Source organism: Rickettsia felis URRWXCal2 (genome assembly GCA_000012145.1).
GTDB classification, from domain to species: domain Bacteria; phylum Pseudomonadota; class Alphaproteobacteria; order Rickettsiales; family Rickettsiaceae; genus Rickettsia; species Rickettsia felis.
On sequence record CP000053.1, the window covers coordinates 1,445,659 to 1,459,041 of the forward strand.

A 13,383-nucleotide genomic window follows, 5' to 3' on the forward strand; every position below is an offset into this window, starting at 1 on the left:
TGTTAATATTGAAAGTTACAATACGGAACGGAGGTTATACTATTGGCAAGTAGATAGGAGTAATACTATGGTTGTTAATACTCTGTTTTCACAAAATAAAGTCCAGATGCGGGAGCAGTAGGACCGGCGGCTTTTCTATCTTTGGCTTCTAGAACATCTTTAATTTGTTCTGCCTGCCAAACATTCTTACCGACAAGCACTAAACTACCGACAATATTACGTACCATATGATGCAAAAATGAGGGGGCAGAAAGATATAATTTTATTTCTTCGTCTTCTTTAATGATATTAAGTTCAGTTAAAGTTTTAATCGGTGATTTTGATTGACATGAGCTAGCCCTAAATGAAGTAAAATCATGTTTTCCTAATAGATAAGCAGCAGCCTTTTGCATAGTTAGAACATCTAAAGGTGAACTGATCCACCAAGCTCTATTTAGATCAATTACCGATGGATAAGGTCTGTTAATAATTCTATATATATAATGACGGGAGGTAGCTGAAAATCTAGCATGAAAATTATTGGATGCTAATTCACAATTCCATACTCCTACAGCATACGGTCTTGCAAAATAGTTGATAGCTGTAATAATTTTATGAGGTTCTAAATGTTTTGAAAGATCAAAATGTGCTACTTGACCTATAGCATGAACACCGGCATCTGTCCTTCCTGACCCAAACAATATTACCTGTTCACCGGAAAACTTATAAATCGCTTCTTCTAATATCTGCTGTACCGATATTACTCCTGCTTGCCTTTGCCACCCTGCAAGATTCGTGCCTAAATATTCAATGGTAATCTTATATCGATACATAAGGGGATTGTTATTGTCATTCCTGCGGAAAGGATACCTAAGCCGTCATTGCGAGCAAGCATTGCCCGCGTGGACCGAAAAATCCGTTTGGTGTCATTCCCGCGTAGGCGGGAATCTAGAAAAAAGTATAAATACAGCTAATTTTTGAAATTAAAAGCTCGATTTATCTTGCTTTATGCTGAATTCCCTCCTACGCGGGAATGACATAACATATACATGCAACAACACAGCCAATTTTGTAAATTATAATGAGTATACTGCTATAAATGAAAGTAGATAGACGAAATTTAATTTGGAAAAGAGCAAGGAGTCTGTAAGCCGAGGAGCGGAGCGTATAATAATACGTGAGCATCCGAGGACTTACAAAAGACGACATAGCCAGTTTTGCAAATTAAATGAGTATATCATGCCTCTAGCAAGTCAGAAGGATTACCTTCACCACGCTTTCCACCGCTTCTAAAGCTATTAAGCTTTTTGGATCTAATAGGGTGTTGTAACTTTCTTAAAGCTTTGGATTCTATTTGTCTTATACGTTCCCTAGTTACTTTAAATTGCTGCCCTACTTCTTCTAATGTATGGTCAGTATTCATACCTATACCGAAACGCATTCTAAGAACTCTTTCTTCACGTGGCGTAAGGGTTGCAAGTACTCTAGTGGTAACTTCTCGTAAGTTTGACTGAATTGCCGCATCAATCGGTGCTACTGCATTCTTATCTTCGATAAAATCGCCTAATTGACCGCCGTCACTATCATCACCTACGGGATTTTCAAGACTTATAGGTTCTTTAGCTATTTTCATGACTTTACGCACTTTATCAAGCGGCATTGAAAGACGGTTAGCAATTTCCGTTGCCGTCGGTTCATAGCCAAGTTCATTAAGCATTTGCCTTGAAGTACGCAGTATCTTATTAATTGTTTCAATCATATGCACAGGAATACGTATAGTCCTTGCTTGATCTGCAATAGCTCTTGTTATAGCTTGTCTAATCCACCAGGTAGCATAGGTAGAGAATTTATAGCCACGGCGATATTCAAATTTATCCACCGCTTTCATAAGTCCTATATTACCTTCTTGAATTAAATCTAAAAACTGCAATCCCCTATTAGCGTATTTTTTAGCGATAGATATAACTAAACGTAAATTCGCTTCTATCATATCTTTTTTTGCTTGTAGCGTTTGTCTCTCACTTTTTTGTATAGTATTTACTAGTTTTTTAAAATCATTAACTAAAAGCCCGGTATTAGATTCTATAACCGATAATTCGGCAATCATTTGATCTATATAATCCGATTCTTTAGTAATTAACTCTTTCCAAGCGACTTTTTTATTTTTCAGCATTTTTTCTTTCCATGCTGCATTGATAACCGATCCTATATATTCATCTAGGAAATTTTGGCGAGTTACTCCGTATTTTTCAGCAAGTTTTAAAAAGGCTATTTCTTTATTAATTAAATCACGATTTATTCCATACATCTTACCTAAAATTTCTTCTGTTCTTTTAGAATTAAAATGTATTTCCGAAACTTCATTTATCAATAATTCCAAATTATTATTATATTTTTTGCTATTTTGTAAAACTTTCGGCTCAAAAGATTTCTCATAACATTTTTTAGCTTCAATGAGTAGCTCTTCGCAGATAAAAGAAATCTTTTTCATACGCTCTATGATATTAGGTAATATCTGCGTTTCTACTCTAGACATAGATAAGTGATTATCCTCATGCTCTTCTCCTTCAGTCTCACTACTATGTTCTTCATCATTTTCGGGTGTTTCGTCATGTAACATGTTAGCTTCTAAATCTATCAGATCGCGTAGTAACATTTTTTCATTAACTAAATCTTCATACCATACTATAAAACAACGCATAGCAATAGGGCTTTTGCATAAGGAAGCAGTCATTGTTTTACGTCCTTCCTCAATCCTTTTTGCTATTTCTACTTCATTTTCACGAGTTAAAAGATCGACTCCCCCCATATCCTTAAGATATAATCTTACGGGATCATCGGTAGTACCTATATTTTCTTCTTCTACCTCATCCTCAGGTTCATTATCAACATTGGTAGATAGCTTAAATTCTTCATCCATTCCGATATCAAGCTTAATTTCATCATCTTCGTTAGATTCTAAAATATCTACTCCTGCATCGGAAAATTTTAATATAGCTTCCTCTAATTGTCTTATTGAAGGATTTTTATTAAGAGGAAGAGCTTTGTTTATATCATCATAAGTGACCGGTATCTTTTTAGATTTAGCTTTTTTAAGTAAACTATCTATTTTATCTAGATCATTGTCTATATTGCTATTGCTCATTAAATACCTATATGCTTTTTTCTTTTAAAAGAAGTTTGAAATAATTAAGTTATCGTGTGATTAATAAAAGATTCGTTTAAAACTTGAAGTTCATTTGCAATCTTCAGAATTTCTTTTTTATATAATAAAACTTTTTCAAAGTCGTGATTGTCTGTACTGTTTATGGTAATAGAGTATTCTTGTTGTAAATTTATTAGATAATATTTCTTATGTAGCCACTGCCATAATAAATCCAGTCTGATATTATTTTTATTAAATGAGATATCTAAAAACAAATTATCCGTTTTTGATAATAATAAAAAAATATCAAAAAAGCTAGTTTTTTCCACAATTGCAGTAATTTCACTTGCTTCTACGTTATTATCTATAATCTCGTTTAAATACCAATTACGGAATTCTTCAAGCGATTTATTATTAAAATTTAAATTTAAGATGAAATCTCTAATATCTTTTTCTTCAAGTATTATAGGAAATTTAACCAACAAAGCACAAAAAGCGTGTTCTAGCATTTCAAGCTCTGAATAGCCGTGACTTGAAATTATAGGAGCCAAATTTGAGTTTTTAGTTGTAGCTTTCTTCTGCTTTGTGACTAAATTTTGCCATATTTGTTCTTTAAAAAACCTGTAATAACTTGCTTTTAAATTACTATCCGATATTTTACTGCAGTAATCTTTTAAATTTTTCTCTAAATTAGCTTTTTCTTCTGCAGTTTTAAAACTCTTGCCACTATACTCAATATGCCAAATCATTTCTGATAGGCTTATTCTTTTATCTATAAGCTTTGCAAAAAAATCAGCACCGTTTTTATTTACTGCATCGTCGGGATCAAGTCCGTTTGGTAACCTAATAAAAGAAATTTTCTTTTCACTATTAATAAGCGGTAATGCTAGATTAATAGTTCTTATGCTAGCTTTTATACCTGCATTATCTCCGTCAAGACATAATATAATTTCATCGCCGGCACGCCATAATTTATGTAAATGATTTTCAGTAACGCTAGTACCAAGGCTCGCAACCGCTTCGCTAAAGCCTGCTTGATGTAGTGCTATAACGTCAAAATAACCTTCTACTAAAATCGAATGATTTTTTTTATAGCTACTGCTTATCGCTTTATGCTCACCGTATAGAGTTTCACTTTTTTGAAATACTGTAGTTTCAGGTGAATTTAAATATTTAGGTAGCCCTTCACCAAGTACTCTGCCGCCAAAACCTACAATCTTATTGTAAATATTTCTAATTGGAATAGTAATACGGTTAGAAAATAAATTATATATTTCGCCATTTTCTCGTTTGCCTATTAAGCCGGCTTTGCCGAGTTTTATAATATCTATATTTTTATCGTGAAAAAACTTTTCAAATTTATTATTCTTCGGAGCGAAGCCTATTGAAAACTCTTTTACTGTTTCTTCGGTAATGCCCCTTTCGTGTAGATAATTTAATATTTCAGGCGTTAATTGTGTCCTAAAAAATTTATTGGCGAGTTCTAAAATATTTAGAATTTCATCGGATTCTTCATAAAATTCTTTCTGTTTTGCAGTTAATTTCGGTATCTCTATACCATAATCAGTTGCAAGCTTTATAGCAGACTCATTATAGGATAAACCGCTAATATTAGAAGTAAATTTTATAACGTCACCGGCTGCTTTACAACCAAAACAATAGAAAAATCTCTTACTATCACTAACTGTAAAAGATGGGGTCTTTTCTTGATGGAAAGGACATAAACCTACATAGTTACCGGATTTTCTAGTTAAAGCTACTTTTTGCCGTACTACATCGGATATGTTAATACGGTTTCTTAATAACTCATAAAATTCCGGTGCAACTCTCATTATATTACAATATGTAAGAAAGAATAGCTGTAGATAAACAATAAGAAAGCGGTATAGATAAATTATCGTTAATTCTTAAATCTTTTGAATAAAATTCAGCTGCCGTAGCCCCTATGCAGCTTATAATGATAATAATAAAACTCGTATTGTACCCTAAATAGAAATACACTAATATACTTATAAAAATTGCAGAAGCTAAGAAAGTAACAGAACCTGCTATAGATTTACCGTTACCTAAGCTATTTCCTATTTTAACGCCGACAAGAGCCGCTAAACAATCCGAAATAATTAAAATCAACCACGAACAAATCACTAAATTTTTAGGGAAAAGAAGAGCAGTTAAGAAAAAACCGAGCATCATAAAGCTAATGCCGCTTAGAGCAAAAGAACCGTTATTTTCTAGAGGCCTTATAACTTTTGAAAAAAATCTAGTTACAAATTCACTAATTTTTGCATTATTATGACGTGATACATCTAAATATAATGTAATAGCCGTTATTATAAATAATAATAACGTAATAGCGGTTCTTGGAATAAATAAATAAAGCAACGGAAATATTATAGCCGATAGGTGGAAAATTTTACGCTTTTTCTCAAAGTCAAAATCTTTAATTTCCATAGAATCATTAATATGTTTTTAGATATGTGAAAAATAATTAAAAAGGCTTATTTGACAAATTTAACTATTACAAATATACTTGCTGAAATCTATATTATTGAAAATAGTATACTAAAATTACTAAATCTATACAATATAATTATGAATACAAAATTTCCTATCACCGCTAAAGGTTTTGAAAAATTAGAACACGAGCTTAAACATTTAAAACATGTAGAGCGTAAAAAAATTAGTGAAGATATCGCAGAAGCACGAGAACACGGCGATTTATCCGAGAATGCGGAATATGAAGCAGCACGTGAGAAACAAGCATTTATAGAAGGACGTATTAAAGAGCTTGAAGATATGACGGCAAGAGCGGAAATTATTGATATTGGTAAATTATCAGGAGATAACATAAAATTCGGAGCTACGGTTACTTTGATTGACGACGATACTGAAGAAGAAGTAACATATATTATTGTAGGAGAATATGAAGCCGATATAACTAGAAAAAGAGTTTCAATCGCTTCTCCTATAGCAAAAGCTTTGATTGGAAAATCGGTAGGTGATTTTGTAGAAGTTACAACACCGAAAGGATCTAAATCATACGAAGTAGTTACCGTTGAATATAAAGAACTAGAGTTGTAGTTTGACTTGTCCGTCATTGCGAGGAGCGAAGCGACGTGGCAATCTCATGAAATAATACTCCTGAGATTGCTTCGTCAAAACTTACAGTTTTTCCTCGCAATGACGACTTATAACTACCTCTTCTTAAACATCTCGAGCATTCTTTTTGTTACTATAAATCCGCCGAAGATATTTATAGAAGCAAGCAGCGTTGCAAAATACCCAAGTAAACCGGAAAACCCAAAAGCAGAGCTACTTGCGGCAATCATAGAACTAAGAACTATAATACCTGAAATAGCGTTAGTAATAGACATAAGCGGAGTATGGAGTGCAGGCGTTACTTTCCACACTACATAATATCCGACAAAAGAAGCTAATACAAAAATGGTTATAGCAAATACTAGCGGGTCTATAGTACTTGTGTTTGTTTGCCAACTAGTATCTATTACCAAATCCTTTAATTTATCTGATAATTCTTGAGTATTATGGGCAATTTCAGCAGCTTGTTTAGCCATTATCGGTAATTGATTCATATATTTAATTTCTCACTCACAACTTTTCCGTCTTTAGTAATCAACATATCACGTACTAACTCATCATCCATATTAAATTTACCGTCTTGCAGGACATAACTAAGAAAATTATATAAATTCTTAGAGTAGAGTTTTGAGCTATCGGTAGCAATTTTAGTAGCAAGATTTGATAAACCTATTATGGTAACACCGTGTTTAGTAACGATCTTATCAGGTTCTGAACCTTCCACATTTCCTCCTGTAGAGGTCGCTATATCAACAATCACTGAACCGTGCTTCATAGATTCTAGCATTTTTTCCGTAACAAGAAGAGGTGCTTTTTTTCCTGGAATTTGTGCAGTAGTAATAACTATATCATATCCTTTAATAATTTTTGCTAAAAACTCTTCTTGTTTAGCTTTGTAATCTTCCGAACTCTCGTGAGCATAACCTGATTTATCCTGCAAATCTTCTTGTAGTTCCGGTGAAACAAACTTAGCTCCTAAACTTTCTACCTGCTCTTTGGTAGCAGCTCTTACATCATATCCTGCAACAATGCTACCGAGTCTTTTTGCCGTTGCAATAGCTTGGAGTCCTGCAACACCGATACCAAGGACCAAAGTTTTGCACGGTGAAATCGTACCTGCTGCTGTCATCATCATAGGAAAAGCCTTTGTGTAATGATAGCTTGCTTCAATTACCGCTCTATATCCTACTAAGTTACTTTGAGAAGATAAAGCATCCATATTTTGAGCTTTAGTAATTCTCGGCACAAATTCCATAGCAAAAGTCGTGAGGTTTTTTTTAGCTGCTGCTTTTATATATTCATGATTCAAATAAGGCGATAATAATCCTACAATAATTGCTCCTTTTTTTGCAAATTCAAGCTCATTATATTTATCCGTAACGGATGAAGGTTGCACCTTTAATATAATATCGGCATCGGAAATAATTTCGAGTGGTACCGAAGATACTTTAGCACCTAGAGCAACATATTCTTCATCAAGAAAACCGGCATGAAGCCCTATATCTTTTTCTACCGTAACCGCATAGCCTTTTTTGACTAACAATCCTGCTACTTCAGGCGTTATAGCAACTCGCGTTTCATGCTTGGCTTTTTCTTTTAAAGCAACGATTTTCATAAATATTATTTGTTTTAACAAAATAACTAAGGTATTTTAAACATAATTTAAAATATAAAACAATAAAAATGAAAAAAATATTCTTAATTATTATTTGTGTTTTTATAAATTCAGTCGTAGCGTTTGGAGCAGATGATAAAACAACTATTTCGGAGCTAAAAACTTATCTACATACGATAAAATCGGTTGCTATAGATTTTACTCAAGAAGATTCGTACGGTAAAATAGTTAAAGGAAAATTACTAATCCACAAACCTTATAATTTTAGATGTAATTATTATCCTCCTTTCCCTTTAGTTATAATAGGTACTAAAAATTTCGTATCGATGTATGATTATGATATGGAGCAAGTAAGCCGTATTAATAGAAGCGAAAATACATTTAATTTTTTATTAGAAGATAATAAGGATTTTGTTTTTGAATCGGTAATCAATGAAAGAAATATTTCTAAAATTACTATCTATCATACTTTAACGGAAAAGCGTAGCGAAATTACTTTTAATAAAGCTACTAAACAAATTGAAGCATTAAAAATATTTGAAGATAATAATATAGTCACTATTACTTTTGATAAAATAGCTAAAGTACAAAAATTTTCCGATGATTTATTCAAATTAAAAAACCCTGAAATATTCGGTCCACCTGAAAGATTAACAAAATCGGAAATAGAAAAAAAATATATTGTTTCTTGAAAATAAACAGGTTATGTTAATTATGCTAGTAGTGGGCATTGTGCCTGTTTAGTCGGTCAGGTCTGAAAGGAAGCAGCCAGAATGGGATTCGATGGGTCATTACTAGCATTATTCTTAAAAGAATTGGATGTCAAAGCCGTCATTGCGAGAAGAATTACGTAGTAATTCGACGAAGCAATCTCAGGAATCAATATTACTTCATGAGATTGCCGCGTCGCTTCGCTCCTCGCAATGACGAGGTATGACATAAAAAGTCTTATAACTATCGTGACAGATATAAATTCATCTAATCAGTATATTCCTTTTGCAAGGAAATATCGTCCTAGTAATTTTACCGAGCTTCAGGGGCAAGAGGTATTAGTCAAAGTTTTAAGCTATACTATTTTAAATGATAGGCTCACCGGAGGCTATCTTTTAACAGGTATTAGAGGGGTCGGCAAAACTACTTCCGCCCGAATTATTGCTAAAGCCGTAAATTGCTCTGCTTTAATTACTGAAAACACGACCATTAAAACATGTGAGCAGTGTACAAACTGCATTAGTTTTAACAACCATAATCACCCTGATATAATCGAAATTGACGCAGCAAGTAAAACTAGCGTAGATGATATACGTAGAATTATAGAATCCGCTGAATATAAACCTCTGCAAGGGAAGCATAAAATCTTTATTATCGATGAAGTGCATATGCTCTCTAAGGGAGCATTTAATGCACTTCTTAAGACTTTAGAAGAACCGCCGCCTCATATAATATTTATCTTTGCAACGACGGAAGTACAAAAGATACCTGCAACTATTATCTCAAGATGTCAACGCTATGATTTAAGGCGGTTGAGTTTTGAAGAGATTTTTAAGCTACTTGAATATATAACTAAGCAGGAAAATTTAAAAACCGATATAGAAGCACTAAGAATTATAGCTCATAAGTCTGAAGGGTCGGCACGTGATGCAGTGTCTATTTTAGATCAAGCAGCTAGTATGTCTGCAAAATTCGATAATATAATTAGCCCTCAAGTAATTAATCAAATGCTTGGACTTGTTGATAGTTCGGTTATAATAGAATTTGTCGAATGTATCATCCACAGAGAGACGGAAAAAGCTATAAATTTAATAAATAAGCTTTATAATTTTTCGGTTAATCTTGAGATTTTTATAGAATCGGTAGCAGATTTTATTGCGTATCTTAATAAAGTAAAAATGTTACCTAATTATAGTTTGCCAATATATGAATCATTTAACGATAGAACTAAAAACATATTAGATAAAATCAGTTTGCCCCATTTATCAATCTTATGGCAAATATATAATAAGGGAGTAGGAGAAATAAAAATTTCCTATAACGGGCTAACAGAAACGGAAATGTTAGTTATAAAATCTATATATTCGACATCGCTACCCTTGCTTGCAGATTTTGACGGTAATAATCAAAATTTTAATCAACCAATTAATCCGGAAATAAAAAAAAAATTTGAAATTGTAGATTTTCTTGAATATCTATATAAAAATAATGAGATAGATATATATTACTTCCTGCTTAATAACACAGAACTTAAAAATCTCAGTGATAATAGATTAGAACTCGTAAGCCTTGAAGTTACAAGCAAAATAAAAAAACAAATAGAAGATTTGTTAGCTGCTTTTACTAAAGAAAAGCTTGAGATAGTAATCATAAAGGAACAGAGCAAGCAAACCTTAAAGAATCAGTTAATAGGTAAGATTGAAGTAAGTAATGATTTTGGTTTAATTAAAAAACATTTCCCAAATATAGTAATTTCAGATATTTTACTTAAAAGCTAAAAATTAAAGGATAGAATTATGGTAAATTTTAATCAGTTTTTAAAGCAAGCCCAATCAATGCAAAAGAAAATGCAAGAAGCTCAAGAGCAAATGGCAAATGCAAGATATACCGGTAAAGCCGGCGGCGGACTCGTTGAGGTTATTGCAACAGGTAAAGGTGAAGTTGAAAAGATTACAATTGATGAATCTTTATTAAAACCAGAAGAAAAAGAAATGCTTGAGGATTTAATTAAAGTTGCTTTTAACGATGCTAAACAAAAATGTGATGAAGATTCTCAAAATTCTTTATCAGGAGCTTTAAACGGTATGAGCTTACCGCCTGGTTTCAAAATGCCGTTTTAATACGGCGTTTTTATGGTTTAAAATCATTATTGCGAGCAACCATAGGCTGCGTGGCAATCTCGTGCCAAAATCCTGAGATTGCTTCGTCAAAATTTTCAATTTTTCCTCGCAATGACGATGAAGTCTAATAATTCAAAATCAATAAATCCTTATCAATTCTGAAACCTTTAAAACGCTCAAGTATCGACATACCGAGTAGTGAAATATCAAGGTCACCTAGACCTACATGTCCTTTGATGTTCTTAAATTCCGTACCGATTACTACACTATTTAAGGTTATAGGGGCGGCTTTATTTTTGCCGTTAGCTGTTAGATAAGTTCTAGTATATTTTAATTTAGTTAAGTCAAAGCCTATTTTTTGGGCATCTTCTTTAGTTAAAGCTATATCGCTTGCACCGGTATCTACCATAAATTTTATTTTAACGTTATTTACAAAAGCATTGATATAGAAATGCCCGTCCCCGCTACGAGCTATAATAATTTCTCCGACTTCAGTAGACCATTTATATGATGGAATTAAAGCAGACATTACCCTATGATAAGCATAGTTCAGCTCAAACCTAAAAGCATAACCGGTTATTATAACTAAAAAAATTGCTGCCCACATTGCTAATTGCAAACAAAATTTACGCACTTCATTTTGGCTAATAGTACTGTAAATTATACTAAATAATATTAATAACGACGCACAAAAACTCCCTATATTTTGTGGCTCTTTGAAAAATTTTGGATAATGCTGATTGATATATTTGTATAACAAACCGGTTACAATTACGGTGCTGAAAATTATAAAAATAAGTTTTATAAGTTTTTTATTCATATAATATAATTTTTTTAACCTATATAATCAAACCAAAGTCCCAGCCCATTTTTAAGTGGAAAACTACCTTCTTGGTTCACTAGAATAATAATTCCAAGTTCTTCTGAGGGTATAAAACCAATAAAAGAATTAATACCGTTAATATAGCCTGAGTGAAAAATTAAATCCTTATTTGAGCGTCCTTTTACTTTAAGAATACGCCATCCAAGAGCGTAATATGACTCAATCATTTTTTGATCAATAGGCCAAATCGGTTGCCATTTAAATCCAAAAACATCTTTGTTTGATTTTACTATTTTATACAAACGATCTAAAGTACTTTTAGAAATAAGATTAGGTTTATAACCAAAACTAAGTTTGAATATTTCAATCATTCCATCTATCGATGCAAAAATACCGGCAGATGCAGGTACCGTCTTTGGGTAGTAAGGCGGAAACAGCAGTAATGTTATTACCTCTTGTCCGTCTATTATTGATTTAGAATGCGGATAAGCAAGTTGTATATTCGGCTCTAGCGGTAATATTTGTATATCTTGCGTTTTAAGCGTTGTACGCAAATTATCTATTGCAGCATTTAAACTTGATTTTTTACAATTTAAAGCTTCTTCAAGTAAACTGAAAACGATATTACTATATTTATAACATTGCCCTGGTTTACAACTAGCTTGTTGTTTTTGCAGCAGCATTAAAAGCTTTGAGCGACTCATTCCTTGCTCAATTTCAATATTTCCTGAGAATTGATAACCTGTGGTATGGCTTAAAATATTATTAAGACTAATAGTATTTTTTAAGTATGGTAATTTGAATTTTTCATCAAAATCTAAACTTCCTTGATCTACCATTAATGCAATTGCCGTTGCTGAAACAGCTTTTGAAACCGATGCTAACGGAAATAAAGTTTTGTCGGTAATAGCTCCTTTATTACCTTTCTGATTTCCAAACGTTGTTTTATAGATAACTTCACCTTTGTATAAAATTGCAATTGCTCCTCCTTGTAATTCGTCTTTTTGCAATTCAAGCTTTTTAATAAAACTTTTTAGTTTTTGTGGTAATTCTACTCGTGTCTGTGCAAAGACTGTAGAACATAACAATAATGATATTATACTAAAAAATAAGATAAGCTTTTTATTCATATGGCGATATTATGTTCATTTACATATATGATACTAAGAAATTAAATACGAGAAAATAATTTGTTATACACTTCATTCCGATTTCTTTTTCCAATAGCAAGTACAAGTACTATTATACGCTTATCATCTACTTCATACACTAGTCGGTAACCGACTGACCTCAACTTTATTTTATATAAGTTATTTCCACCGTTTACTGCATCTTTAGGTACATGGGGTGATTCAAGTCTCTCTGATAACTTCTTTTTAAATTGCTCTTTTATTGTAGAGCCTAACTTATCTCATTCTTTTTTGGCAATAGGAATAAATTCTAGGCTGTGTGAAGGAAAATTAAATTATTTGTATTTTTAGATGTTTTTGAGCGAAAATTAATAAGATTTTTGCAGTAATAGTTATTCCTATTTCAAGAAAATCTTATAATTTGCAGCCAAAAAGAGCAAAAATACATTCAATTAATTTTCCTTCACACAGCCTAGACTATAAGTCATTTATATCAACCTTGACTGCTTCCTTTTTATCTTTTAATCTAGTTTTAGAAAGCTCTAATAAATAATTATCATCTAAAGCTTCAATGATTCTTGCATATAATTCAGCGGAAATTAAATAAGCAGTCGGTTTATTATGATTTAATAAGGCAACAGGCTCACCGCTTGCCTTATCTAATAATGCGGTAGGACTTTTTTTAAATTCAGAGATACTAACTGTTAGATTTGCATAAATATGTTCCATTATTAGACCTATAATTAATACTAAATTAAATA

The 13,383-nt window shown here is 32.3% G+C and carries 13 protein-coding genes, 1 other RNA gene and 1 pseudogene; 5 read left to right on the forward strand and 10 right to left on the reverse strand.

Features of this window, described 5'->3' with window-relative positions; all coding sequences use genetic code 11:
* Window positions 1–74: 74 nt before the first annotated feature.
* From truA to RF_RS07185, 4 genes are all read right to left on the reverse strand, one after another.
* Complete coding sequence (gene truA / locus RF_RS07170) at window positions 75–812, reverse strand: tRNA pseudouridine(38-40) synthase TruA (RefSeq protein WP_011271656.1); 738 nt, start codon at window positions 810–812, stop codon at window positions 75–77.
* Window positions 813–1,216: 404 nt separating this feature from the next.
* Entirely contained in the window at window positions 1,217–3,124 is a 1,908-nt protein-coding gene (gene rpoD, locus RF_RS07175) for an RNA polymerase sigma factor RpoD (protein WP_011271657.1), read from the reverse strand.
* A 44-nt stretch (window positions 3,125–3,168) separates the two neighbouring features.
* The gene (gene dnaG / locus RF_RS07180) at window positions 3,169–4,956 is read right to left on the reverse strand and encodes a DNA primase (protein WP_011271658.1); all 1,788 of its coding nucleotides are present in this window, start codon (window positions 4,954–4,956) and stop codon (window positions 3,169–3,171) included.
* 4 nt (window positions 4,957–4,960) lie between these two features.
* Window positions 4,961–5,575, reverse strand: a complete 615-nt coding sequence (locus RF_RS07185; protein ID WP_011271659.1) for a diacylglycerol/polyprenol kinase family protein — start codon at window positions 5,573–5,575, stop codon at window positions 4,961–4,963.
* A gap of 141 nt (window positions 5,576–5,716) precedes the next feature.
* Between RF_RS07185 and greA the strand changes: the two genes are divergently transcribed.
* Window positions 5,717–6,205: a transcription elongation factor GreA gene (greA, locus tag RF_RS07190; protein WP_037213737.1), complete on the forward strand. Its 489-nt coding sequence runs from the start codon at window positions 5,717–5,719 to the stop codon at window positions 6,203–6,205.
* 113 nt (window positions 6,206–6,318) lie between these two features.
* Here greA and RF_RS07195 read toward each other — a convergent pair whose 3' ends face one another.
* Window positions 6,319–6,717, reverse strand: coding sequence for an NAD(P) transhydrogenase subunit alpha part 2 (locus RF_RS07195; RefSeq protein ID WP_011271661.1), 399 nt, complete (start codon window positions 6,715–6,717; stop codon window positions 6,319–6,321).
* Window positions 6,714–7,838: a Re/Si-specific NAD(P)(+) transhydrogenase subunit alpha gene (locus RF_RS07200; RefSeq protein ID WP_011271662.1), complete on the reverse strand. Its 1,125-nt coding sequence runs from the start codon at window positions 7,836–7,838 to the stop codon at window positions 6,714–6,716. Before RF_RS07200 ends, RF_RS07195 begins: the two co-directional genes overlap by 4 nt.
* A gap of 68 nt (window positions 7,839–7,906) precedes the next feature.
* On the opposite strand from RF_RS07200, the gene RF_RS07205 reads away from it, so the two are divergent.
* The 4 genes from RF_RS07205 to RF_RS07215 all read left to right on the forward strand — a co-directional run bounded on the left by RF_RS07205 (window position 7,907) and on the right by RF_RS07215 (window position 10,669).
* Window positions 7,907–8,530, forward strand: a complete 624-nt coding sequence (locus RF_RS07205; RefSeq protein ID WP_011271663.1) for an outer-membrane lipoprotein carrier protein LolA — start codon at window positions 7,907–7,909, stop codon at window positions 8,528–8,530.
* Between the two features lie 20 nt (window positions 8,531–8,550).
* Window positions 8,551–8,644, forward strand: an RNA gene (gene ffs, locus RF_RS08240) — signal recognition particle sRNA small type.
* A 153-nt stretch (window positions 8,645–8,797) separates the two neighbouring features.
* Window positions 8,798–10,327 (forward strand): DNA polymerase III subunit gamma/tau, encoded by a 1,530-nt coding sequence (gene dnaX, locus RF_RS07210; protein ID WP_039595230.1) that lies wholly within the window; start codon window positions 8,798–8,800, stop codon window positions 10,325–10,327.
* A gap of 18 nt (window positions 10,328–10,345) precedes the next feature.
* Entirely contained in the window at window positions 10,346–10,669 is a 324-nt protein-coding gene (locus RF_RS07215) for a YbaB/EbfC family nucleoid-associated protein (protein ID WP_011271665.1), read from the forward strand.
* A gap of 124 nt (window positions 10,670–10,793) precedes the next feature.
* On the opposite strand, the gene RF_RS07220 is transcribed toward RF_RS07215, so the two are convergent.
* From RF_RS07220 to RF_RS07240, 4 genes and pseudogenes are all read right to left on the reverse strand, one after another.
* Window positions 10,794–11,489 carry an aspartic protease APRc gene (locus RF_RS07220; RefSeq protein WP_011271666.1) on the reverse strand — a complete coding sequence of 232 codons (696 nt, stop codon included), beginning with the start codon at window positions 11,487–11,489 and terminating at the stop codon, window positions 10,794–10,796.
* 14 nt (window positions 11,490–11,503) lie between these two features.
* Entirely contained in the window at window positions 11,504–12,622 is a 1,119-nt protein-coding gene (locus RF_RS09450) for a serine hydrolase domain-containing protein (protein ID WP_011271667.1), read from the reverse strand.
* Window positions 12,623–12,663: 41 nt separating this feature from the next.
* A pseudogene (locus RF_RS09455) lies at window positions 12,664–12,888 on the reverse strand (type II toxin-antitoxin system RelE family toxin); the annotation flags it as partial.
* A gap of 211 nt (window positions 12,889–13,099) precedes the next feature.
* Window positions 13,100–13,351 (reverse strand): type II toxin-antitoxin system Phd/YefM family antitoxin, encoded by a 252-nt coding sequence (locus tag RF_RS07240; protein WP_011271669.1) that lies wholly within the window; start codon window positions 13,349–13,351, stop codon window positions 13,100–13,102.
* Between the last annotated feature and the right edge of the window lie 32 nt (window positions 13,352–13,383).